At 63.2% G+C, this 21,073-nt stretch carries 23 protein-coding genes and 4 tRNA genes; 11 read left to right on the top strand and 16 right to left on the bottom strand.

Translation table 11 applies throughout. The features are described 5' to 3' along the window. Window positions 1–471 precede the first annotated feature (471 nt). The gene (locus ACA361_RS11800) at window positions 472–3,003 is read left to right on the top strand and encodes a pentapeptide repeat-containing protein (protein ID WP_375011896.1); all 2,532 of its coding nucleotides are present in this window, start codon (window positions 472–474) and stop codon (window positions 3,001–3,003) included. Between the two features lie 180 nt (window positions 3,004–3,183). Here ACA361_RS11800 and xerC read toward each other — a convergent pair whose 3' ends face one another. The 6 genes from xerC to ACA361_RS11770 form a co-directional block, all read right to left on the bottom strand. Next, a complete protein-coding gene (xerC, locus tag ACA361_RS11795) occupies window positions 3,184–4,326 on the bottom strand; it encodes a tyrosine recombinase XerC (protein WP_375011895.1) in 1,143 nt (380 codons plus the stop codon). Window positions 4,327–4,430: 104 nt separating this feature from the next. Then, window positions 4,431–4,601: a helix-turn-helix domain-containing protein gene (locus ACA361_RS11790; RefSeq protein WP_375011894.1), complete on the bottom strand. Its 171-nt coding sequence runs from the start codon at window positions 4,599–4,601 to the stop codon at window positions 4,431–4,433. 129 nt (window positions 4,602–4,730) lie between these two features. Further along, on the bottom strand, window positions 4,731–6,545 hold the full coding sequence (locus ACA361_RS11785) for an FtsK/SpoIIIE domain-containing protein (protein ID WP_375011893.1): 1,815 nt from the start codon (window positions 6,543–6,545) through the stop codon (window positions 4,731–4,733). Beyond that, window positions 6,542–6,886 (bottom strand): hypothetical protein, encoded by a 345-nt coding sequence (locus ACA361_RS11780; RefSeq protein ID WP_375011892.1) that lies wholly within the window; start codon window positions 6,884–6,886, stop codon window positions 6,542–6,544. Before ACA361_RS11780 ends, ACA361_RS11785 begins: the two co-directional genes overlap by 4 nt. A 31-nt stretch (window positions 6,887–6,917) precedes the next feature. After that, a complete protein-coding gene (locus ACA361_RS11775) occupies window positions 6,918–7,106 on the bottom strand; it encodes a hypothetical protein (protein WP_375011891.1) in 189 nt (62 codons plus the stop codon). 174 nt (window positions 7,107–7,280) lie between these two features. Then, window positions 7,281–7,493: a hypothetical protein gene (locus ACA361_RS11770; protein WP_375011890.1), complete on the bottom strand. Its 213-nt coding sequence runs from the start codon at window positions 7,491–7,493 to the stop codon at window positions 7,281–7,283. Between the two features lie 179 nt (window positions 7,494–7,672). Between ACA361_RS11770 and ACA361_RS11765 the strand changes: the two genes are divergently transcribed. Both ACA361_RS11765 and ACA361_RS11760 read left to right on the top strand, forming a co-directional pair. After that, on the top strand, window positions 7,673–8,419 hold the full coding sequence (locus ACA361_RS11765; protein ID WP_375011889.1) for an XRE family transcriptional regulator: 747 nt from the start codon (window positions 7,673–7,675) through the stop codon (window positions 8,417–8,419). Continuing rightward, entirely contained in the window at window positions 8,419–8,895 is a 477-nt protein-coding gene (locus ACA361_RS11760; protein WP_375012014.1) for an NUDIX hydrolase, read from the top strand. Before ACA361_RS11765 ends, ACA361_RS11760 begins: the two co-directional genes overlap by 1 nt. On the opposite strand, the gene ACA361_RS11755 is transcribed toward ACA361_RS11760, so the two are convergent. Genes ACA361_RS11755 through ACA361_RS11740 form a run of 4 tightly spaced genes read right to left on the bottom strand, consistent with a single transcriptional unit; the run spans window position 8,892 to window position 10,791 of the window. Then, the gene (locus ACA361_RS11755) at window positions 8,892–9,455 is read right to left on the bottom strand and encodes an HD domain-containing protein (protein WP_375011888.1); all 564 of its coding nucleotides are present in this window, start codon (window positions 9,453–9,455) and stop codon (window positions 8,892–8,894) included. The genes ACA361_RS11760 and ACA361_RS11755 overlap by 4 nt on opposite strands. A gap of 21 nt (window positions 9,456–9,476) precedes the next feature. Beyond that, complete coding sequence (locus ACA361_RS11750) at window positions 9,477–9,950, bottom strand: GntR family transcriptional regulator (protein WP_375011887.1); 474 nt, start codon at window positions 9,948–9,950, stop codon at window positions 9,477–9,479. A 23-nt stretch (window positions 9,951–9,973) separates the two neighbouring features. Beyond that, a complete protein-coding gene (locus tag ACA361_RS11745) occupies window positions 9,974–10,318 on the bottom strand; it encodes a hypothetical protein (protein WP_375011886.1) in 345 nt (114 codons plus the stop codon). Then, window positions 10,315–10,791, bottom strand: a complete 477-nt coding sequence (locus tag ACA361_RS11740; protein ID WP_375011885.1) for an ATP-binding protein — start codon at window positions 10,789–10,791, stop codon at window positions 10,315–10,317. Before ACA361_RS11740 ends, ACA361_RS11745 begins: the two co-directional genes overlap by 4 nt. A 159-nt stretch (window positions 10,792–10,950) precedes the next feature. Here ACA361_RS11740 and ACA361_RS11735 point away from each other — a divergent pair, with 159 nt between their 5' ends. Next, window positions 10,951–11,712, top strand: a complete 762-nt coding sequence (locus ACA361_RS11735) for a multiprotein-bridging factor 1 family protein (protein ID WP_375012013.1) — start codon at window positions 10,951–10,953, stop codon at window positions 11,710–11,712. Window positions 11,713–11,918: 206 nt separating this feature from the next. Next, window positions 11,919–12,878 (top strand): hypothetical protein, encoded by a 960-nt coding sequence (locus tag ACA361_RS11730; RefSeq protein ID WP_375011884.1) that lies wholly within the window; start codon window positions 11,919–11,921, stop codon window positions 12,876–12,878. Between the two features lie 194 nt (window positions 12,879–13,072). On the opposite strand, the gene ACA361_RS11725 is transcribed toward ACA361_RS11730, so the two are convergent. The 3 genes from ACA361_RS11725 to ACA361_RS11715 form a co-directional block, all read right to left on the bottom strand. Then, entirely contained in the window at window positions 13,073–13,648 is a 576-nt protein-coding gene (locus tag ACA361_RS11725) for a hypothetical protein (RefSeq protein ID WP_375011883.1), read from the bottom strand. Continuing rightward, window positions 13,641–15,131, bottom strand: a complete 1,491-nt coding sequence (locus ACA361_RS11720; protein ID WP_375011882.1) for a reverse transcriptase domain-containing protein — start codon at window positions 15,129–15,131, stop codon at window positions 13,641–13,643. Before ACA361_RS11720 ends, ACA361_RS11725 begins: the two co-directional genes overlap by 8 nt. A gap of 452 nt (window positions 15,132–15,583) precedes the next feature. Next, a complete protein-coding gene (locus ACA361_RS11715; protein ID WP_375011881.1) occupies window positions 15,584–15,835 on the bottom strand; it encodes a hypothetical protein in 252 nt (83 codons plus the stop codon). A gap of 309 nt (window positions 15,836–16,144) precedes the next feature. Here ACA361_RS11715 and ACA361_RS11710 point away from each other — a divergent pair, with 309 nt between their 5' ends. Continuing rightward, entirely contained in the window at window positions 16,145–16,360 is a 216-nt protein-coding gene (locus ACA361_RS11710) for a sigma factor-like helix-turn-helix DNA-binding protein (RefSeq protein ID WP_375012012.1), read from the top strand. Window positions 16,361–16,415: 55 nt separating this feature from the next. Here ACA361_RS11710 and ACA361_RS11705 read toward each other — a convergent pair whose 3' ends face one another. Continuing rightward, a complete protein-coding gene (locus ACA361_RS11705; protein WP_375011880.1) occupies window positions 16,416–17,948 on the bottom strand; it encodes a M28 family metallopeptidase in 1,533 nt (510 codons plus the stop codon). A gap of 296 nt (window positions 17,949–18,244) precedes the next feature. Here ACA361_RS11705 and ACA361_RS11700 point away from each other — a divergent pair. The 5 genes from ACA361_RS11700 to ACA361_RS11680 all read left to right on the top strand — a co-directional run bounded on the left by ACA361_RS11700 (window position 18,245) and on the right by ACA361_RS11680 (window position 19,032). Continuing rightward, window positions 18,245–18,329: transfer RNA gene (locus tag ACA361_RS11700), tRNA-Ser, on the top strand. A gap of 1 nt (window position 18,330) precedes the next feature. Next, window positions 18,331–18,403, top strand: a tRNA-Met gene (locus tag ACA361_RS11695). A gap of 1 nt (window position 18,404) precedes the next feature. After that, window positions 18,405–18,477 (top strand) — tRNA-Arg (locus ACA361_RS11690). A 2-nt stretch (window positions 18,478–18,479) separates the two neighbouring features. Next, a tRNA-His gene (locus ACA361_RS11685) sits at window positions 18,480–18,552 on the top strand. A gap of 57 nt (window positions 18,553–18,609) precedes the next feature. Next, complete coding sequence (locus ACA361_RS11680; protein ID WP_375011879.1) at window positions 18,610–19,032, top strand: hypothetical protein; 423 nt, start codon at window positions 18,610–18,612, stop codon at window positions 19,030–19,032. A gap of 57 nt (window positions 19,033–19,089) precedes the next feature. Here ACA361_RS11680 and ACA361_RS11675 read toward each other — a convergent pair whose 3' ends face one another. Both ACA361_RS11675 and ACA361_RS11670 read right to left on the bottom strand, forming a co-directional pair. Then, entirely contained in the window at window positions 19,090–19,824 is a 735-nt protein-coding gene (locus ACA361_RS11675; RefSeq protein WP_375011878.1) for a class II aldolase/adducin family protein, read from the bottom strand. Window positions 19,825–19,826: 2 nt separating this feature from the next. Beyond that, window positions 19,827–21,014: an amidohydrolase family protein gene (locus ACA361_RS11670; RefSeq protein ID WP_375011877.1), complete on the bottom strand. Its 1,188-nt coding sequence runs from the start codon at window positions 21,012–21,014 to the stop codon at window positions 19,827–19,829. Between the last annotated feature and the right edge of the window lie 59 nt (window positions 21,015–21,073).

Raw genomic sequence — 21,073 nt, 5'->3', positions numbered from 1 at the left:
CGCCTATGAGCGAGACGAACGTGAGTCGCAGTCCGCGCGGCGTCCACTCCTCGCCGTTTGATGCCCGCCGCGTCCAAGACCCTGCGGAAGCGGAACCGGACGTGTCCGGCGGTGTACGGGGCGCTGTCCTGGTGGCAGTACACGAAGTCGTGATCCTCGTACTCGTCACCTGCGGTGAGCTTCTCCTTGCCTGCTCATTACGCAGACTACGGAGCGAGCGTAAGCCGCTCATCATCCAGCAAGGTAGCTCGCCTGCGTTCCACATGTGGTTGCTGTCCCAGGTAACGAGTGAGCGATCTGTATCTCCCAGCGTAGATAAACAGTATTCCATTTCTTCTACTAGAAGACGGCATCTCTGGCCAGAAGAGGACAATCCTGTGCAAGATGGGCTTGTCGACCTAGGTCTAGTTTAGAGTATGTCCTCCGAAGTCTGTAAGGCGGAAGTGTTGAACCCAGAAAGGCTGGCGAGGGGTGGACAAGACACAACTCGTACAACGAGTTGCTGAGTTGATGGGCCTCGCCGACTGCGATGTGAGCACTAGCGTGCGAATCAACTCGCGCGAGATCGATGTTGTAGCCGAGGAGCGTTTCGGTATCTCCCGTAAGACTATCTTCATCGAATGTGCCGACTATACTAGGCCGGTCGGTGTGGGGAAGTTGCAAGAAGATCTCTCTAAACTTAAGGCTGCGCAAGAGGAGTATAAGTACTCCAGTCATCTCATGCATGTGGCGATGAATGGGTACAGTACCGATGCGAATGCTTTCGCTAGAGCGAATCGCTTGGAGGCACTCTCCTTCAATGCGCTCGTTTCGAGGCTGATGAACTTTGATGGGTATGTCGAAGCTGTTCGCCGAGACCCTTTGCGATCCATAGTTCTAAACGAGTACCAACCAACGACCATCCACTCGGAAGGCAAGCCGAGGGATCGTAAGCCGGCTCTTGTGTACATTCGCGACTGGCTTGGCGGCGACCAAACTTGGCTGACAGTCCTCGGCGACTATGGAGTGGGTAAGTCTTGGATGCTGAAAAGGCTGCTTTATTCTTTGATTGACGACTATGTGGCAGACCCGCTCAATGAAGCAATTCCCCTTTTCGTCCCTCTGCAGAATTTCACCAAGGCTTTCGATTTCGAAACGCTGGTAACAGCCACTCTTCAACGCTCAGGTGTCACTACGGTGAATTATAAGGCATTTGAGTATCTCGCCTCCCTGGGGAGAGTCACCTTCCTGCTTGATTCTTTCGATGAGATGGCTCAGACAATTCGTCCTGATGTCATTCGGGAAAACCTTGCCAATCTTCTCATAGGTGTATCTAATGGGTCGAAAGCTGTACTTACCTCGCGTCCGACGTACTTCGAGAGTCGCGCTGAAAGGTTGGTGGTAGTCGAGAAAGACGGGGGTCTCGTCTGGGAGCAACTGGACCGTGAGACTAGTGCGCGTAGGACCCAGCTCGCAGAGTTGCTAGCCGAACGGCTATCCACTACCTCCTATGCTCGACTCAACGATCTTACCCGCATACAGCGCCAAGCGCTTTTCGATCGTGTACTCGCAGGAAAGCCTGAGGCTCTGGCCAAGCTAAATGAGCTGCATGAAAGATTCACTTCCCTGGGAGGGGTTAGTCAGCGGGCGGTTATAGCCCGCCTTTTGACGACTGTAGCTGAGACGTTAGCTGATAACGCTCAAAGCGTCACGGCTGACGGATATAGACTTATCCCAGAGGATCTGGGAAGCATTAACGAAGCTAAGATTTTTGAGATCGTAATCGCAAATTTGCTATACCGCGATCTCAACTCTGGAGGCTTGACTGCGGGCGAGCGCCGGCTCTTCCTCCGTGCCTTCGCGCTAAGACTTCAGCAACCCGGTAGGCAATTGTTCGCCCCTCCCGAGGAAGTTCGGTCTCTCGTAGAAAGTCTGTTCAGGGGCGCTCTCGAGAAGTCAGATACTCCTCAAGCCGACTTGGAAAACTACTACAGAACCTGTAGGCGTCACTCTGGGCTGACGACTGAGCGTCAATTTCTAGACACTTCGGGCGCGATCGATACTTTGGTCGAAGATATCGATTCTGACGCGCCGGTGGGATTCTCGCATAACTCACTGCGGGAATTCTTGGTGGCGGATGCAATAGCGGAGTATCTTTCGAACGGCAGGATTATTGATGGGCTGTACTCTGCGAGGGTTACAGAGACGGTCGCCGCATTCTTTGTTGGTCTGACGCAGTATGATTCGGGGCTTAAGCGAGCACTCATCGAGGCATATGCAACTGCGCCACCCAGCCCTAAACGTCAATGGCTGTTTCGATTGATCGTCGGCTTCTTGCGTGTTGAGCCGGATGCCGAAAAGTTGCTGGGGTCGCCTGCACTATTGCGCGACCTTGATCTGGCAGGTATCGACTTGTCGGCTCTCGATATCTCTCACGCCGACCTTAGTGAGTCTTTGCTGCTTGAGACTGACTTGCGGTCAACTAACCTCCGTGGAGCAAAGTTCGCTGGAGCAATACTCGACCGAGTCCAGCTTGATGGTGCGCAGTTAAAGGGCGCTGATTTCAGAGATGCGGAAGTCCTGTCTATTTATGTGCACGATCCGTTCGTGCGTGACACTACGGCAATGCTTCACGGCGTTGAAGCTTCGCAGTGGTTGTTCTCGTCAGGCGCTCTGGTCGCCAATCCGCATCTGCTAAACCCCTATCTGGGGAGACCTTGGTATGACGCAGCCCGCGAAGTTGCAGTGTCATTGAAGGGAAGACTTGCTGGCACACACCGTAAGCGGGGACTCATTAGAGGTACCCGATTGAGGTACCGGGGACTGGCTGCCCAGTTCACAGATTATCTTTTGCAGCGGGGCATACTTACTGTGGTTCGCAAGAACCGTTCGGGAGGAGATATTGTCGTTCAGGTAGTGGCTGAGTATAGGGCCGTCATTGTAGAGTTCGCTGATCAAGGTAAGATCGCGGACGAACTGGAGCCCTTCTTTGCGAGATTCGTAAGAGAAGTATCGCGAGATTAGAGACAGGCTTTTTGTGATCGAGTGTTTGTCTGCGAGTGTGATAGCTGTCGCGATGCAGGTACCAACTTGCTGCGAAGCGCCTTCTGTGGCCAACGATTAGATGGCTTCTAAGTTGCCACATTTCAAGTGATATGCCGCTCCGTATCCTTTCTCATTGGAAGAGCGTCCAAGAGCCCGCGTCTACGCTGACCTTGGCTTAACGCGGAAGATCTCGTTCATGTGCTCGGCGCCGTCACGCACCTCGGGCCTGAGCTGATGCCGGTAGATGGTTTCGGTGATCTTTGTGTTCTTGTGCCCGACGAGGTCGCTGATCCGCTCGATCGGTACGCCGTGATCGCTCATGAGCGAGACGAACGTGTGCCGCAGTTCGCGCGGCGTCCACTCCTCGCCGTTGATCCCTGCTGCGTCCAAGACCCTGCGGAAGCGGAGCCGGACGTGGCCGGCGGTGTACGGGGCGCCGTCCTCGTGACAGAACACGAGATCGTGATCCTCGTACTCGTCGCCTGCGCTGAGCTTCTCCTTGGCCTGCTCCTTCCGCAGACTCCGGAGCGAGCCGACCGCCATATCAGCGATGCCGAGACCGCGTCGACTCTTCGGTGTCTTGGTCTCTTCTCGATGCCTCTCGGAACGGACGACGTAGACGGTCGCCTTGTCGAGATCCACGGCGCTCCACTTGAGCTTGCGGAGTTCCTCGGTACGGAGTCCTGAGACGATCGCGAGGACGACGTACGCCCCGATCCGATGCTCTGGCTTGCTCGCTTCGGCCAGCACCGCCGTTGCCTGCTCCAGCGACAGTGAACGCGACTTGCGGCCGGCCCTGCCAACCGGAGTGTCCACCAGGTGCGCGACATTCCGCACGACCTTGTCGTGACGCTCGGCTCGGCGGATCGCTCGCTTGAGCAGGCCGTGTGCGAGCGTAAGTGTGGCCGTTGTGAGGTGCGCGGACCGCTTGTGAAGCCATCGTTCGACGTCGTCCGCCGAGAGATCCTTGAGCCGGATTCTGCCGAGGAACGGGATGATCTGGTGCTCGGAGATCGACTGGTAGACGTCGTTCGTCCTCGGCGAGCGGCCGGTCTTGGCGAACGCGGTGAGGAAGTCGTGAACCGCGTCCTTGACGTAGTAGTTCGGGTCGGGCTTGACGCCCTTGGCGAGTTCGTCCAGGGCTTCGATGAGCTTGTCCTTGACGGCGGCCTTGGTCGCTGCCTTCCTCTTGAGCCGCTTGCGCCTGCCGTCCGGTCCGTAGCCGAGTGCGATGGCTCCGGTGTAGCCCTCACCTTCCGGATAGATCGTTCCCTCGTACTTGCCGATGAGGATCTTGGACATCGGATCCCTCCTCTTATCGGTTGAGGTCACCATCGACGTTAACTCAAGACGTCCCTAGACGTCCCTGTCTCGCCGAGACCGGATCCGGGCGCCTGCTTCGGCCTTCAGCGGGTCTCTTCGAGAGAGGCGATGAACTCGGCGAGGTGCTGATCAGTGATCCGGCGCAGCTTGCCGATCTTGATGCTGCGAAGCCGTCCGGTTCGGATGAGGGCGTAGACCTTGTCTCGGCCGATCTGGAGGATCTCGGCGACCTGCTCGACCGTGTATGCCTGCAAGCTCACCTCCTAAGTTCGTGTGGCGATCATCTCCGTTCGTTACGGGGTGTGTTTGTCTACGTCTTTGTCTATGGCCCGTCTATGCGCCATACGTGCAGACGCGTAGGGGGAGACGTAGACGTAGACGAGTCACTGAGCGTGTTCGGTGACGGCGCGCCAGCGGCCTCGGGAGACCTGCGTGACGCGATCGGCCTCGGCGAGGTCGCGTAGCCGTTGGTAGATCCACGGTCGGCTCATGCCGGTTGCCGTCATGAGGAGGGAGACCGGTGTGCCCTCGTCCGGTGCGCTGTTCAGCAGGTCCCACAGGATTGCCTCGGGTCCCTTCGCCTCGGCGACGTTCGGAACGCTGGTCACCTTGTCCGGATGCTCGTTCGTGCGCATGCCGATGCCGGCTTGGGCCTCCTCGATCGCCGTACGGGACACCTCGTCCAGCCTCGGGCGCAGGTCGGCATGCTGCTGGGCAGCGTTGGCCACGCGCTCATCAGTGAGGAGGTACGCGCGGCCTCGGCGAGGCGTGTCGTGTTCGGGTGCCGAGAGCAGGAACTTGCCAGGCGCGTTGAGAGTGTGGGCATGCCATCCGGCGGCGAGCATGCCTTGCCCGAGAATGAGATCGATGTCCTTGCGCTCCCGTACGCGGAAGCTCACGCGTACGTCCATCTGTGAGCGGACGGCGCCCTTGCCCATGGCCTTCTGCGTCGGGCGCTGTGTGGCCGCGATGAGTGTCACCGCGACGGCCCGTCCTCGGCGGGCGATCGAGTCGGTGTCGCTGGCGCTCTCGGGTGCGTCCTCGGCGAGTTCGGCGTACTCATCGATGATGACGACCAGTGCTGGCATGTCCGGGGACGGTTCCCATACGCGCCGTCCCCGCGCGGCGAGCGTCTCCGCGCGGGCCTCCAGGACCGCTACGGCGTCACGCAGCAGGACGCAGGCTTGCTCGGGTGTGGTGGCGAGTCGATCGATGCAGGATGCCCACGGCTGGAGTTCCATCCCGCGTTTGAGGTCGATCGCCCAGATCACCACGTCCCGGCATGCGGTGAGGTTGCCCATCAGGACGTTGATCCCGCCGCTCTTGCCCGAGCCGGCCACGCCACCGATGAGCCCGTGGCGACGCAACAGCAGGACCCGCGCGTTGGACGCGTCTTCGAACGGCCCCAAGTCGATCGGCTCTGAGATGAACGCGACTGATGGCCCCTGCCACGGGATCGCGTCGGCGTGCGGATCGGTATCGAGTACGCGCAGCTCGAACCGGTTGGCCTTGTCGTCCCGCGTCGGGTAGACGCGCACCGCTCCGCGGAACGTCCCGAGTGCCGATTCGATCGCGGGCACCTTGGCGGTCACGTCCTGGATCGTCTGGCCTCTGGCGAGCGCGAACCGTGCGCGCCATCCCCACACGTCCACGCCTGCGGACTGTGGACGCGAGCCAGGGAGCCCGATCGAGTGCGCGATCTCGGGCCATGCCGCGATCTGCCGATCTACCCGGACCTTGGCGCGCCGGCGCCGGTGGGCCCACCACGGCACGGCCAGTACGACCGTGCCCGCGAGAAGGCACTGAGGAAGCGGCCCGTACCCGATGCCGAGGGCGGTCGCGGCGGCGAGCCACGTACCGCCGCTCATGGCCACGGTCGCGGCGTACAGCCGTTCTCGCCGCACCGTGAGCCCGAAGCGTCCGCCGAGAACGGCCAGCGTCCATGCGGCCGCCATGGCGGTGCTGAGAAGGTACGGCCACCACTCCGGACGGGTGAGATGCAGCACCGTCCCGCCCACGGCGAGCGCGCTCCCCGCATAGAACGGGGCAAGTTCGGAGCGGTAGCGCCACAGCGCACGGGCGATGAGAACGGCCGCGAGGTCGGGAAGCTGATCGTCGTTGTTAATGACGATCATTGGCTGTAGCCCATGGCGGCGCATCTTGCGGGCATGCCGCCGCATCTGCCGCGCGCGGGTCATGAGCGCCTCCACCAGTCGGGCGGAAGCTGCCCCTGTGCCCGCAGTTCATCGCGCAGGTAGTACAGCGGGTCCGGTTCGGCGTCACGGTCGGCCAGGAGCGATGCCCGCGCGGCGGCGGCGAGATTCGCGCGGTCACGTCGCGCCTTCACCACCTCGGCGGCGAGGCGGTTGACCTGCGACAGCAACGTCAGAGTGTCGGTCAGTGCGGCATGGATGCGAAGCCACAGATCACCGATGCCGGGCAGCGCCTCGGCGAGCGCGGCGACGATCTCACGCGCGGCACGGTTGCGGTTGCGGACCTCCTGAGGATCGAGTCTTGAGGACGGGGGAGTGCCAGGCACCAGGGCATCCCTCCCTTCGAATCGGGGGACGTCAGTGCAGAGAGAGGCTCTGGAGGAGGACGGTCACCATGCGGCGAATCTCCGGAGCGGCCTCGGTGGCGGCGAGGAAGAACCCGCACAGCAGGCACACGACCACGTGCCACGCGCGCAGGCCCATGTAGCGCCATGCCACCCAGACCACGGCGGCGAGGATGGCGACCAGCGGAACCGAGACGTTCACGACGTGCTCACCCCCTCATGGTCAGAGCCAGATGTCCGGGAAGCGGGACCCCTGCCGGCGGCGCTCCCATCGCGCCCGGGACCGGCACTTACGGCAGCGCCGGTTACCGGGCTCGACGCGAGCGCCGCACTGGCAGGAGTGACCGGTGATGATGCGCGGCATCCTCATCGCGACTCACCGCCCCGCCGGAACGCGTTCGGGGACGTCGTCACACGTCGTCCGCGTGCTCAGCACGCGACGGGAGACCGCGCCGGTGCGGGTGGAGGTGGCGCCGTTGCGCAGCGCGCGGCGCTCTTCGGAGTGAATGCCGATCACCAGCATCGCGAAGATGCCGCAAACGGTGCCGGCGAGGAAGACGGCGATGATCGAAGCCAGGACGAGAATCATGAAGATCACCTCTCTCGCGTGCGGCCTGTGTCGGCGGGGGCGGCTCGGGCGTTTGGTTTGCCTTGCGAGAAAGAGAGTCCTGCGAAACGCGGGGACGAGGTCACTACATGACTGGACCTGTTCAAGACGTCCTCATAGGGTTGACCGCGTCCCAGACGTCCTTGACCCCGGACCGGTGAATGCCGAACGAACGCCTACGCGCGGCCTTGCTCCAGCAAGGGCTGACCGTGGCCGCACTCGCCGAGTCGATCGACGTCGATCCCAAGACCGTCGAACGGTGGATCACCAAGGACCGGACGCCCTACCGGCGGCATCGCTACGCAGTGGCTTCGCGCCTCGGGCTCGATGAGACGTACCTGTGGCCTGAGGCACTGACCAAAGAGCAGGTCACCTCGGTTTCCGACAGCGAGATCATCACCGTCTATCCGCATCGCTGGTCCGTCCCGCGGGACGCATGGGGACGACTCTTCTCCGAGGCTGAGGACGAGATTGGCATCCTCGTCTACAGCGGCCTCTTCCTCGCCGAGGACAACGGCGCCCAACGCATCCTCGCCGACAAAGCGCGAGCCGGCGTGCGCGTGCGCGTCCTCCTCGGCGACCCGGACTCGTCACCAGTCGCCGAACGCGGCACGGACGAAGGCATCGGCGACTCCATGGCGGCGAAGATCCGCAACGTTCTGGTCCTCTACAAGCCGCTCAACACCGTCGAGAACGTCGAGATACGGCTACACGGGACCGTGCTCTACAACTCGATTTACTTCGCGGACGATCAGATGTTCGTCAACACCCACGTCTACGGCATCCCGGCGTCCAACGCGCCCTCATGGCACATGCGCAAGATGCCCGGCGGCGAGCTGGTGACGACCTACCGCGAGAGCTTCGAGCGCGTCTGGGAAGGCGCCAAGCCGCTACAACCGGGAGCATGATGGGCCGCAGGATCGATTACTACGATGACCCCAACGCCCCCAAGGCCAACAGCCTCGTCCCATCCGTCAACGTCGTCGTCACCAACGACAACGGCGAGATCCTCCTGATCCGCCGCACCGACAACGACAACTGGGCCGTCCCAGGTGGCGCGATCGACCTCGGCGAGTCCGTCAGTCAGGCAGCGGTACGCGAGACGCGCGAAGAGACCGGCATCGAATGCGAGATCACAGGGATCGTCGGGATCTACTCAGACCCCAAGCACCTGATCCACTACACCAGCAATGACGAGGTACGGCAGGAGTTCTCGATCCTGCTGACCGGCCGTCCGCTCAGCGGAGAGCCGACGCCAAGCGACGAGTCTCGCGAAGTGCACTGGAAGGCACCTGCGGACGTCGAGTCGCTACAGATGGATCGTTCAATGCGGCTACGCATCGGCCACTACCTAGAGCAGCGCGACAAGCCGGTAGTCATTTAGAGAGCGAGACCGGCACGCCGTGACTTGCTCTGCACGTCCCGTACGGCCCCGACAAGATGCGGTTCGGCAAGCTGAGTGAACCGCGTGACGAGGTGAGCATGACCGTACCGCTGGCGGATCTCAGCGAGCCGATCGGCCACGTCCACCGAATCGCCGTCCGGCGTAGTGGTCATGTCGCAGTAGATCAGGGCCCGGCTCAGACATGCGTCGGCCGCCGGGAACTCCCTGTGCAGCTCCTCGGCAAGGCCACGTTCGCCGGCTTCAATGCTGGCACAGGAGTGACCGGCGACCAGGCGGCACAGCACATCATCGGCTCGGGCCACGTCGCGCAGGTAGCGAGCGCCGTCAAGCGGATGGAAACCGGTCACGGCGATCCGGGGGCTATAGCCGATGTCGTGCAGCCACGCGGCCGCCTCAAGTAGGTCGGCCTGGTCGCCGAGGAGGGGAGCGAGATCCCGAGCCTTACGCGCCACGCCCTGTGTGTGAGCCCAGCGGCGAGGCAACGGCACTTCGAGCAGGTCACGGGCGATCTCGCTCGCCCAAGCAGCCTTGGCGTTCATGTTTCCGACGCTACGGGCACCTCAGCGGACGTCCACGGGCGCCGATGGATCATCTAGGGACGTCTTGCGGAGGACGAACCGTCCTCGCCCGTGCAAGCACTCGACGAGACGAGCCTTCTCCAACTCGGTCAGAGCCCGCTGTGCCGTGTAGCGAGAGACCCCGTACCGAGCCGCTATCCGCAGCTCACCCGGCAACCACGAACCAGGCAGGTAATCACCGCGATGGATCCCGGCTCTTAGGTCAGCGGCTATGCGCTGGTACCGAGCCTCGGCCTGGTCGGTCGAACGCTCACCCGGCCGGCGAACGAACCGGCCGACGCCCACCTGAACCCTGATCAGCCCCTCGTCCTGCAACGTATCCAGTGCCCGCCGGACCGTGCCGCGCGTGACACCGAACTCCTTACAGAGCGAAGCCTCGGAGGGGATTCGCGCACCGATCGGATATACACCCTTCACTACTCGCTGGCGCAGCTTCGCAGTGATGCGGACGTACACACGCCACGGTGTATCGCGCGGGCTCACGACTTGACTCGCTCGCCATGCGCGATCCGGATCACCAGATCGAGTAACTCGAAGACACACTCGAGTGCGCGTGATGGATCGGCACACGGGGCAAGCCGACCACCGCCCGAGTGCCGGTACCACCAAACCGGGTCCGCGCCATCCTCCCGCACCGGAACCGCGCTGATGCTCTCGCCGACGTTCGGCAACTTCGGATGGAAGACACGCAGCATCGGAACCGCCTCGGCATACCGCGTGACAGCGACCAGTTCGGTATCGGCGACAGCCCACCCAAGCCGGTCCAGGCAAGCGGCCGCTGTCGCGCGGTAGTCGTCCGTTATGGCAGGGACGGGAAGGTTCACGACCGGCCTTCCTCATCACTCGGCCACGCCTCCAGTTCGAACCACACGGCCTTGCCGTTGTCCGTCCGGTAGACCCCGTGCTGATGAGTCAGCACATCGAGAATGAACATGCCGCGGCCCGATTCGGCGAGCATCCCGGCATCCCGAATGCACGGAACTTCCGGGCTCTGATCATGAACCTCACAGCGCAGGCATGCGCCGATACGAAGCACGATCAGGCGCAGCGGACGTTCCTCGTCCGGGTCGGTGTGCTGGTAGGCGTTGGTCGCGACCTCCGAGACGCACAACTCGGCGGTCTCGCTGACATGGGAGACACCCCACGCGGCGGCGACACAGCGCAGGAAGCGGCGTGCCCTTCCAACCGCCTCGGGCGCGTACGGCAGCCTCAGCTCACCGAGAAGCGACCCAAGAAACTCCTCGAAGACGGGAGACCGGTACCAGGGCGCGATGTCCGGCAGTTGCTCGGCAGACATGGAGACACCCCCTCAGGGATGCGGATGCAGACAGGTTCGCCATGGCCCGGAAGCCTGCCGCCACCTGCGGGACCTCTCCACAGGCATCTAGGGACGTCTAGGGACGTCTTCTGTTAGCGTCGTCCATGACACAGACGCCCGGGAGGTCCTGTGAACGAGATGCTGCGACACGCCCTCGCCGACGCTCAGCTCTCTGAGGCTGATCTAGCCGAACGCATCGGCGTAGACCCCAAGACCGTTCACCGCTGGCTAGCCGGCCGCGTCCCCTACGCGCGGCACCGAGCGAGACTCTGTGGTCTCCTAGGGCAACGCACCGAAGATCTGTGGCCCCAACTCGCCGCACCACGACCAATCAGCGAGCCGCCGGCCGCCCAGATCCTCGCTACCTATCCGCACCGTTGGGCCGTTCCTTGCGCAGTCTGGCAACACCACTTCGCCAACGCCCAACGCGAGATTGGCATCCTTGCTTACGCAAGCCTCTTCCTGGCCGAAGACCAAGGCGTCATGCGGACTATCGCCGACAAGGCTCGCGACGGCGTCGCGGTACGCGTCCTCCTCGGTAACCCAGACGGCCCACGCATCTCCGAACGGGGCACTGACGAGGGCGTAGGCGATTCTCTAGCCGCCAAGATCCGCAACGCGCTGGTGCTTTACCAGCCCCTCTGCGACCTGGACAACGTAGAGATCCGCCTGCACGACACAGTCCTCTACAACTCCATCTACCGAGCCGACGACGATCTATTGATCAACCCCCACGCCTACGGCATCCCGGCGTCACACGCACCAGTCCTCCACGTCCGCCACTCTCAAGCCGACGACATGGCCACCACGTACCAACACAGCTTCGACCGCGTCTGGTGCAGCGCCGGAGCGTCGAGTCTGTGCCGAGTCAGCACAGATGCCATAAGCCACCTGCGGTGAGCAATTTCCCTATGCCGTAAAGGGCGCCGCTACGAGTTGCTGGCAGCGCGCCCTACTCTGCGAGCGGGCATGTGGCATCTCCTGTCCGGTCCGTCTCACAGAGCCGTACATGCCCGTCCAACGTTGCAGTGAATAGACATCACAGCTTCCCGTCGTTAGGAATGCGACGAGAACACCACCATTGACACGCGTGCGATAATTAACTCATGGACCCCAACAGTTTGCGGAAAGTTATCGCTAGTCTTATCGCATCCTTCGAGGGCAATTCATTTCAAGCTTTCTGTGATCGACTCGCTTCGGAACTGTATCCAGGCGACTACCAGCGCGTGCGTCCGGGCGGTAGGCATGGGGACACGAAAAATGACGGCTACTGCCCGCAAGCTCGAATATTTTTTGCTGCCCACGCCACACGTGGTGAAGCGGCAACGAAAACAAAAAGGAAGATTAAGAGCGATTTGGAAGGCTGCATTGCTCAGCATCGTGATATGCGAGTATGGCGATATTTAACGAACGACACTCTGATCGGGGAAGTGGACGCGTTCGTAGACAATGAATTGCGTCCCACCTACCCAGGACTCACCATCGAAGTCTGGGATCACGAACGGTTGGCCGAGGAAATCGGCAAACTCAAAGTAGCGCAGATCGAGAAGATCCTTGATGTGCTCATTAGGTCGGATGGCCTCTTTTTTAAGGGAGAAGCCGCTAATAGGCCGATGCGGGTAGTGCCAGATCCTGACCAACCGAAAGGGATGATGCTGCGCGAGCTTACTACAGGCCTAGACGTCTGGAACGTAGTCGCGAACGCCCACCAGTATAAATTCGGCCATCCAGGGGATGGAACGGATGACGAGCTCGATGAGTTGTCAGTGATTTATGACCAGATTAAGGACTGGGGTGAGGTGGCCGGTGATCTGCTATCCATGATCCATCAACGTGATGCGCAGCGAAACCTGTCCAAACTTCTCGAACGGGCCAAAGAAGCGGGCTTTATTCTGTTCGGCGCTCAGGAGCGAATGCTGTTGACTGGAGGTGCGTACGCTACCCCATCGCCATGGATCCGGGCGATTATAGATGCACTGCGGGTCGGCGAAGTCGAGAAGCTGAAGAGGAGTAGAGCTGGTGCCTCTCGGTCGGGAGAAAACGAGTTAGATCAGCAAGACATGTGAGCATGACGCGATAGGTGAAATCAGAAGCCGGTCGCCTCGCTTCGACGAGCCGCTCACATGTAGAATTCAACTTCGCACTCGCTTGGTGATCCTCGAACTTCAGGATCATCAGGGAGGCGAAAATTGGCCGATTGGCAGAGTGTCCGTCTAAGCTGAGTGAATGAAAGTCTATTAGACTAATTGCCTTTCGCAGTTCATGGCCACTTCAGCAGATCAACGAATTTTTTTTCGATATCGAGTACAAAACTCCGGCAACCCGCTGCAAGTTTCGGCACGGTTGTCATAGTAGGATGCATCCTGTTTCCGCTCACACTAACGTCGATGCATTTCATGCGAATACCTAGCCTCTCCTCTGAGAGCAAGATCTCGGTGAGATTTCCTAGGCCGTGAGCTAGACAGTTGCGGAGGGCGATTCCTGCATTGACACGCTCCCAGCCACTGAGTGTTTTCAGGACGATCCCGTGTTTGTTGTTATAGTGCTTGTGGCGCTGTGGCCATGTGAACGGAGATTTTGGTGGGGGTGACGATGTCTTGGTGAAGAACAGTGCGGAAGCTGCATTTGTGTACGCTTCGATCGTGGATATGAGACGAAGTATTGCGGTCTCGCGTAGCCACAGTTCGTCAGCAGTTGTCCCGCCAAGTTGCTCTGTCAACCTCATTCCAGAAAGGGGTCGATTGCCCTGCACTTTCTCACCTATGTCGTTCTCTGCGTGAAGGATGAGAGTCAGTGCATCGTCCGTGAGTGACCATGAGGGTGCAACGTCAGTCATTTTGTGTCTCTTGGGAGACCTTATGAAGCAAAATATCGATAAGCCCGTGACTTTCCTTGAGTGCTTGGAGTCGACTCTGATTTACGTTGGGAATTGCTCTAGCCGCCAAGGCATACCAAGGGAGTAGCGCTTCGGGTTCAGTACGGACTGCGCGGTCAATCTCATCGAAAGAGGCCAATCTATGCGGGGCTAGGGCCAGAGTTGCTTCGGCTCGCAGCAGCGGATCGGCGGCTGCTCGCTGTGCCTGGACCCATGCATGACGGGTGGAGTCCGTCAACAGTTTGCTGACGCGTGCGACATATGCCAGCCACACTCGTTGCCAGGCGTTATAGACGGCACTTCGGGTGACCAACATGTCCCAAGTAGAGCCCACATCCGTGCCTGATTTATGGAGCGTAACCAGGTACGTTCCAAGCCGATGACTGAGATGGGGCGCATACTCGAATAGTCTGGCGACATGGGCGAGACCAGCCGGATCGGCTTGCGCTGTGAGGATTCCGATCGCCCGCCTGAGGGAGTAGTTGTCGTCTGAAGAGAGGTTTGCCAGATCTAGGTGATCCGGCATACCGGGCGCGGCCTCCAACCTAGTGAGTGTTTCGTGTGCGACGCTCGCGAGAGCGTCAGCATCCATCTCGCCATAGTCACTGGTTATTGTGATCAATTCGGGTTTGAACTCCACGTCCCCTTCACTTGGGGCCTCTCCCCAGTACTTCCAGAAGTACCTCTTAAATTTTGTAATCCGGGTTTTGCGCTCGTTGAGAACGAGCCCAACAACGCCGGCCTCGTGTGCAAGGGCTTCTAGGTAGGCTTGAGCCTCGTCGTAGACGTCGGCGGTCACACGGAAGTCATCGTTGTAGCGCCATACATTGATTCCGCGTCGGCGCAACTCGCGTTCGATAATTCGTACGTAGACCTCGGATAGTTCATCGGAGGGGTCGAGCAGTTGCGGGAGCCCGAACGGACGACCTTGGATTTCCGTCAACAACTGAATTAGATAACGAGGGAGTTCGACTGTGGAAGTGCGTAGTTGTAGTTCGGCGAGTAGGCGGGAGTGGTCGACATATTCATAGAATGCGGTGATGTCGGACTCGACAACGTACTGTGTGGTGACGTTACTGAGTCGCCGCCTAAATCCTTGGCCATCGAACGCGGCAAGTATGGGGCCAGTGATGAATTTCTGATAGGCATTCGGTGATCGGTCAACCGGTTGCTTCGCGGCAAGGATATGATCGCATAGCGCGCGATAGGCGATTCGCTCGGGGATGCCGACTACTGGTACTGGGCGTGTCTGTTGGTGAGGTTTGCGGGCCCGAGTTACTACTGACGGCGCATTCGGAACACCAGCTTCGAGGCGCAGCCGGGCGTAGTCTCCGAATTTTAATGGGTGCTCACCAACCACGTGCAGCCACGGCTCTGGTGGTAGTAGATTTCTCCAGGTTTGCGATTCGGTGGCGGCGGCCTTCTCGAAATTGAGCGTGTTCAATGTCGATGATTGAATGGGATTCAATTATTCCTCAAACGACTAGTTCTAGCGTGAATACGCGCTTTTCAAATCTACTTTCCAGGTCGACCCACCAAACTAACGCGGCGGATGCGGGCGGGCAGTCCCTGAACTGACGGTGAGCGGTCCCTGTACAGCCAGCGACGAGCCGGGCGGCAGTGGACGAGAGTCGGGTCGATGTGTGTGCACACTTGCAGGACGCTTACCCGCAAGAAGAGGTTGGCAGAGCAAGCTGGTAGGTCGATATGTGAGCTCAAGGGGGCAGTGCGGGCTGCTTCCGGCGGCTCGGGGCAGGGCTGACCATGGGATTTTGCCCAGTTGAGGCCATCGACGGTGAACGAGGGCTGGCGTGCCGTGATGCGGGATCCCCGTGAGCGTTCACCAGTTCGTACGCGTGGCGGTAGAGATGGCTGCTGCTGCCACGACTAGAACGGCTACGGCTGTGGTGGTGCGAGTGAGGCGATCAGCTTTGGCGTAGCTCTTCGCGCCAGGCGATCACGACTGGGGTCGGTCGTGCTGTGGGTTGCCTCGCGTTCGGCGAGGGTCATGGCTGTGATGGCTTCGTTGTAGGTGAGCGGTGCTGGCCATGAGGTGGCGTGCCAGGTCCTGCCCTTTCGGGTGGCTGTGGCTATGGGGTTGCCGTTGACCGTGGCGGTCATCTGGTTGCCGGTGATTTCTAGGGCCATGGGGTGGCCTCCTGCCTGCTGGCGGGAGGGGAGCCACGGGAGCCGGAGACGGGAGCCATCGCATAGCGATCGCGAGCGACGTGCGCTGACTGTGCCGGACTCACCGGTGGCCTCCCTCTCCGGGTTTGTGCAGGTGGGGGGCTCCCAGGACGACTTCCTCGGACTGTGCCGGACGTAGTGACACAGGCCGTCTCTCAACGGTTCCTTAAGGGCGGTATAAACGGGTGGGCTCGGGCCAGGGGTGGTGCGAGGTTCAGGGGCGTGGCACTGCGATCCGGCAAAGACGGCGATTCGTACGCTCCCGGCGTGATGGGGGAGCGTGTGCGCCCGGTGAGCGTCGCCCGGGCGTTCCGGGCGCTGCCGACGGCGCACCGAGAGATCCTGAACGAGACGGTCTTCCGCGAGCGGTCGGTGAACGAGGCGGCCGCGACGCTGGGCGTTCCCGTGGACGAGGTCAAGGCGCGCGTCTACCACGCGCTCAGGGCGCTGCGGGTGGCGCTCGACACGCCGGAGCCGGGGCGATAGCGGACGTGGCGAGGGCGAGCGGCCGGGGTGGCCGCTCGCCCTCGGGTGGGTTCGGTCAGCGTGCCGAGTTGCCCGCGCCGGCGGACCTCGCGGTGGTCTTGCGGGTGCGGTCGGGGATGGACGAGAGGTTGAACGCGTAGCGGACGGTGGAGTCGGCGATGGCGTCCGAGTTGACGTCCAGGGCCGTGCGGTTCGCGTTGGCGAGGGTGTCGCAGGCCAGGTGGTAGCAGACGTCGTACGCGACGCCGGCGGTGCCGCCGAACATGGCGGCCTCGGCCGGGGTCTTGATGCCCTCGGCGCCGGTGAAGATGCCGCCGGCGGGGATGCCGACCGCGATGAACGGGCCGTAGTCGGAGCGGCCGTCGAAGTCGGTGCCGACGTGGCCGAGGCGGCGGGCGTCGAAGAAGCGCGCCAGCTGCGCCTCGATCTGGGCCGATCCGGGCGGGCCGGCGGGGGAGCCGGTCGCGTCCGAGTCGTCGCCGTCGTACAGCTTGTACGCGTAGTTCGGCGAGGCGACCATGTCGAAGTTCAGGTAGACGCGGATCCGGTCGCGCTGCGCTTCGGAGAGGCCGGCGACGTACTGGTCCGAGCCGAGCAGGCCGATCTCCTCGGCGGCCCAGAACGCGAACCGCACCTTGTTGCGCACGGGGTACCTGCTCATCTGGAGGGCGGTCTCCAGGATGGCGCCGCTGCCGGAGGCGTTGTCGTTGATCCCCGGCCCCTCGTGGACGCTGTCGAGGTGGGCGCCGACCATCACGACGTCGCGCGGGTCGCCGCCGCGGGTCTCGGCGATGACGTTGTGGTTGGTGCCCAGTACCAAGTTGGAGTCGACCTTGAGGCGTACGGTCGCGCCCGGCGTGGAGGCCAGCTCGTTGCCGACGGCGAAGCCGGCGAAGACCATCGGGATGCCGGCCCGCCACTCGCCGACGTCCAGCGGGAACGGGTCGGTACGGCCGGGCTGGCCCTCGTTGAAGACGATGATGCCGGACGCGCCGGCCGCCTTGGCGTTCTGGATCTTGTTGACGAACGCGCAGGTGCCGCGCTGGATCAGGGCGATGCGGCCGGCGACGAAGCCCTCGAAGTCGGACGCCTCGCAGCCGCTGGTGGAGCTCGGCTCCGGGGTCGGCGGGAGCGTCAGGTCCACGGCCTGGACCTGGGCGGTGACGTCGCCGGCGGGGGAGGGCTGGAAGGTGACGAAGTCGGTGCCGTGGGCGTACGGCTTCGGCGTCGGCGACTGCATCGACAGGATCGGCGTGGAGTTCTCGCTCCACTCCTTCACGAAGTTGATCGGGTTCAGTTGGACCTTGTAGCCGGCCCGCCGCAGCTTGTCCGCCACGTAGTCGCGGGAGGCGTCGTAGCCGGACGTCCCGGCGGCCCGGTTGCCGCCGTTGGCGTCGGCGATCGACTGGAACGCCCGCAGGTGCTTCTCGACGTTCTTGCCGGACACCTGCTTGACCAGGAGGCGGGAGAAGACCTCGTCCAGGGAACGGGTCCGGGCCTCGGCCGGGCCGGTCACGGTGAGCGGCACGGCGACGGCCAGGGCCAGCGCCCCGGCCATGGCCGCGCGCCGGCGACGGTGCATGCGCATACGACTCCTTTGTCAGTACCCGAACGTGTACACACCCCCGACACGCGCTGCCAGGACCGTAACTCCGGACGCGGCCCCGCGCCTCGGTCATGACCGCTCACGGCCACCGGCTCCGGTCGGGAAAAGGGTTTGCCGCGCGCGGGCGGGTGCGGCACAGTGAAGGTCGAACGAGCCGGAAGGAGCGGAGAGAATGCGAAGCCATCGAATGCACAGCCGCAGTGTCTCCGCGTGCCGGCGGACGTGAAACGTCCGTTCTGAACCGCCCGCGGAGTGTCCCGGGCGGTTTTTTCATTTCCGGAGGGTTGGCCGAGCGGTAAGGCAGCGGCTTGCTAAGCCGTCGTCAGGTTCACCCCTGCGCGAGTTCGAATCTCGCACCCTCCGCGGCGGGTAGGAACGCTGGTGCGTTCGGTGGCCTCATAAACCACTGCAGGTGGGTTCGATTCCCACACCCGCCATGTCTCCGTGGCGCAGTGGAGAGCGCGTCCGGTTGCGGACCGGAAGGTCGCGGGTTCGAGTCCCGCCGGAGACGCGGCGACCGTGGTGTGGTGGTCTGCACACCAGGTTGTGGCCCTGGAGGTTCTCGGTTCGATCCCGGGCGGTCGCCCTCGTGTGTCCGTGTGGATCTCGGGTACCTCCCCCGCTCAGGGGGAGGGAGTACGAGATGAGGCTGCGGACCGTACCGGGGCGCCTGACGACGGGCGCCTTCATCATGCACAGCGGGCTGGAGAAATGGAACGGGGGCGACGAGGCGGCCGCCGGGTACCACGGAATGGCGGCGGGGGCCTTTCCGTTCCTGAACGAGGTGCCGCCGCGGAAACTGCTGCGGGCGCTCGCGGCGGGGGAGATCGCGACGGGGGCGCTGCTGCTGGCGCCGTTCGTTCCGGCGGCGCTCGCGGGGGCGGCGCTGTCGGCGTTCTCCGGCGGCCTGGTCGCCTTTTACTGGCGGACGCCGGGAATGCGGAAACCCGGCAGCATCTGGCCGACCGAGCAGGGCCTGGGCGTCAGCAAGGACGTGTGGATGCTGGGCATCGGGCTGGGGTTGATGGCGGAGTGCTCGGGGAGGCGTGCCCGCTCGGAGAAGTGACGCGGAACCCCCTGGCGTGCCCGTCAGGGGGTTCCGTGCGTCGTCTCGGCGATCCGGTCACTCCAGGAGGGACGGGTCCGCGCGGAGTTCCTGGCGGACCATGGCCTCCCAGAAGCCGGCGAACGTGTCGCCGCTGCCGCGCCGCATCTTGTCGGCCCACCACCGCGGCAGCGGGGAGTCCAGCGCGCCGCCGGCGGCGCGGATGTACCAGGCGCGCTGGCAGCGCTGCTCCAGCGCGACGGCCCGCTGGTGGACGGCGCGGGCCGAGTTCCCCACGACGAAGACGCCGTGGCCCGCGAGGAGCGCGAGGTCGGCGTCCCCCATGCGGGCCACGGCCGAGCGGGCGGACTCCAGGCTGTTGACGGGCTCGTCGTACTCGTCGATCACGGTGAGGTCGCCGCCGCCCAGGGCGCTGCTCTGGTCCATGGCGGGCGGGGCCTCGCGCATGTCGGCCCAGACCGTGCCGAAGAGGGGGTGGTTGTGCATCGCCCAGCGGACGTCGGGACGCCGCTCGTGCAGGGCCAGGTGCAGGGGGATGCCCAGCGGCACGGGCCAGTCGCCCTCGACCGCGTTCCCGGCCAGGTCGATCCGGATGACCTGGTGGGGGCGCAGCTCGTCCCAGGTGATGAGCCACGGGTTGCACAGGAGGGTGCCGTCGCCGAGGGCGCGGGTGATGTGGCCGGCGAGGTGGTCGTTGTAGCCCTCACGCCACAGGCAGCGGGCCAGCAGGACGAGTTCCTCGCGCGGGGACAGGTCGGGGATCAGCTTGTCCGGGGTGGGTTCGAACGCCATGGTCAGTCCAGGGGGAGGACGGTCGCGGGCAGCGGGTGGCGGTAGAGGGCGGCGGCGTTCTCCGAGCACATCGCGCGGAGTTCGGCGGCCGGGATGTGCCCCCACGCCTTCTCGATGACGTCCTGGGTGTCGGGCCAGGTGCTGTCGCCGTGCGGGTAGTCGGTCTCCAGCATGATGTTCTCGACGCCGATCCGGTGCCGGGTGTCGATCGTGGACGGGTCGTCGATGGTGCAGAACCAGAAGTTGCGCTTGAGGACCTCGGCGGGGCGGACGTCCCAGCCCTGCCCGTAGCCGGAGCGGTCCACGATGTTGTCGAGCCGGTCGAGGAGCATCGCGACCCAGCCGATCCCGCCCTCGCTCATGGCGATCTTGAGGTCGGGGTGCCGCAGCGGGTGGCCCGACCACAGCCATTCGGCGCACGAGCGCAGCGACTGCTGGCCGAAGAGGGTGGCGCCGAGCTGGAGGCGGGGGGCGCCCTCGGGGTGCTGCGCGAGGCCGGAGCTGCCCACGTGCAGGGAGATCACCGTGCCGGTCTCGACGCACGCCTCGATGATCGGGTCCCAGTGGTCGCGGTCCCACAGCGACGGCAGGCCGATCGCGTGCGGCCGCTCGGGGAAGGTGACCGAGGTGAAGCCGCGGGCGGCGTTGCGGCGGATCTCCTCGACGGCCAGCTCCGGGTTCGTCAGGTGGGTGATGCCGAGCGGGACGATCCGGTCGGGGTACCTGGAGTGCCACTCCTCGTACAGCCAGTCGTTCCAGGCGCGGACGCAGGCGTGCCCGAGCTCCTGGTCGTGGGTGGCGAAGAAGACCCGCCCGCAGAAGCCGGTGATCTGGGACGGGAAGTTGACCGAGGCCCAGACGCCGTTGACGTCCATGTCCTTGATCCGCGCCTCGATGTCGTAGCAGCCGGGGCGCATCTGGTCGAAGCGGAACGGCTCGAACGTGACCGTCTCGGGTCGCCGGCCGGCGACCGCGTTCATGCCGACCTGGGTGTAGCGGTCGCCCTCGAACTCCCAGACCTGGTGGCCCTCGGGCGTGTCGACGATGCGCGGCGCGCGGGCCTGGAGCCGGGCGGGGAGGCGGCCCTCGAAGGTGTCCGGCGGCTCCACGACATGGTCGTCCACGGAGATGATCGTGTATCTCGCCTCGCGCGGGGCGGGCTCGGGCAGGAACAGGTCCTCCGGCGTCACGGCGCCTCCAGGCACACTCGACTGTGTTACTGTGTGACACAGATGTGTCACTTTTGATC

The organism is Actinomadura sp. 21ATH, from assembly GCF_041951345.1.
In the GTDB taxonomy this organism is placed as follows: Bacteria; Actinomycetota; Actinomycetes; order Streptosporangiales; family Streptosporangiaceae; genus Spirillospora.
The sequence above is the reverse complement of the archived record's forward strand: the minus strand, read 5'-3'. Positions and strand labels throughout refer to the sequence as shown.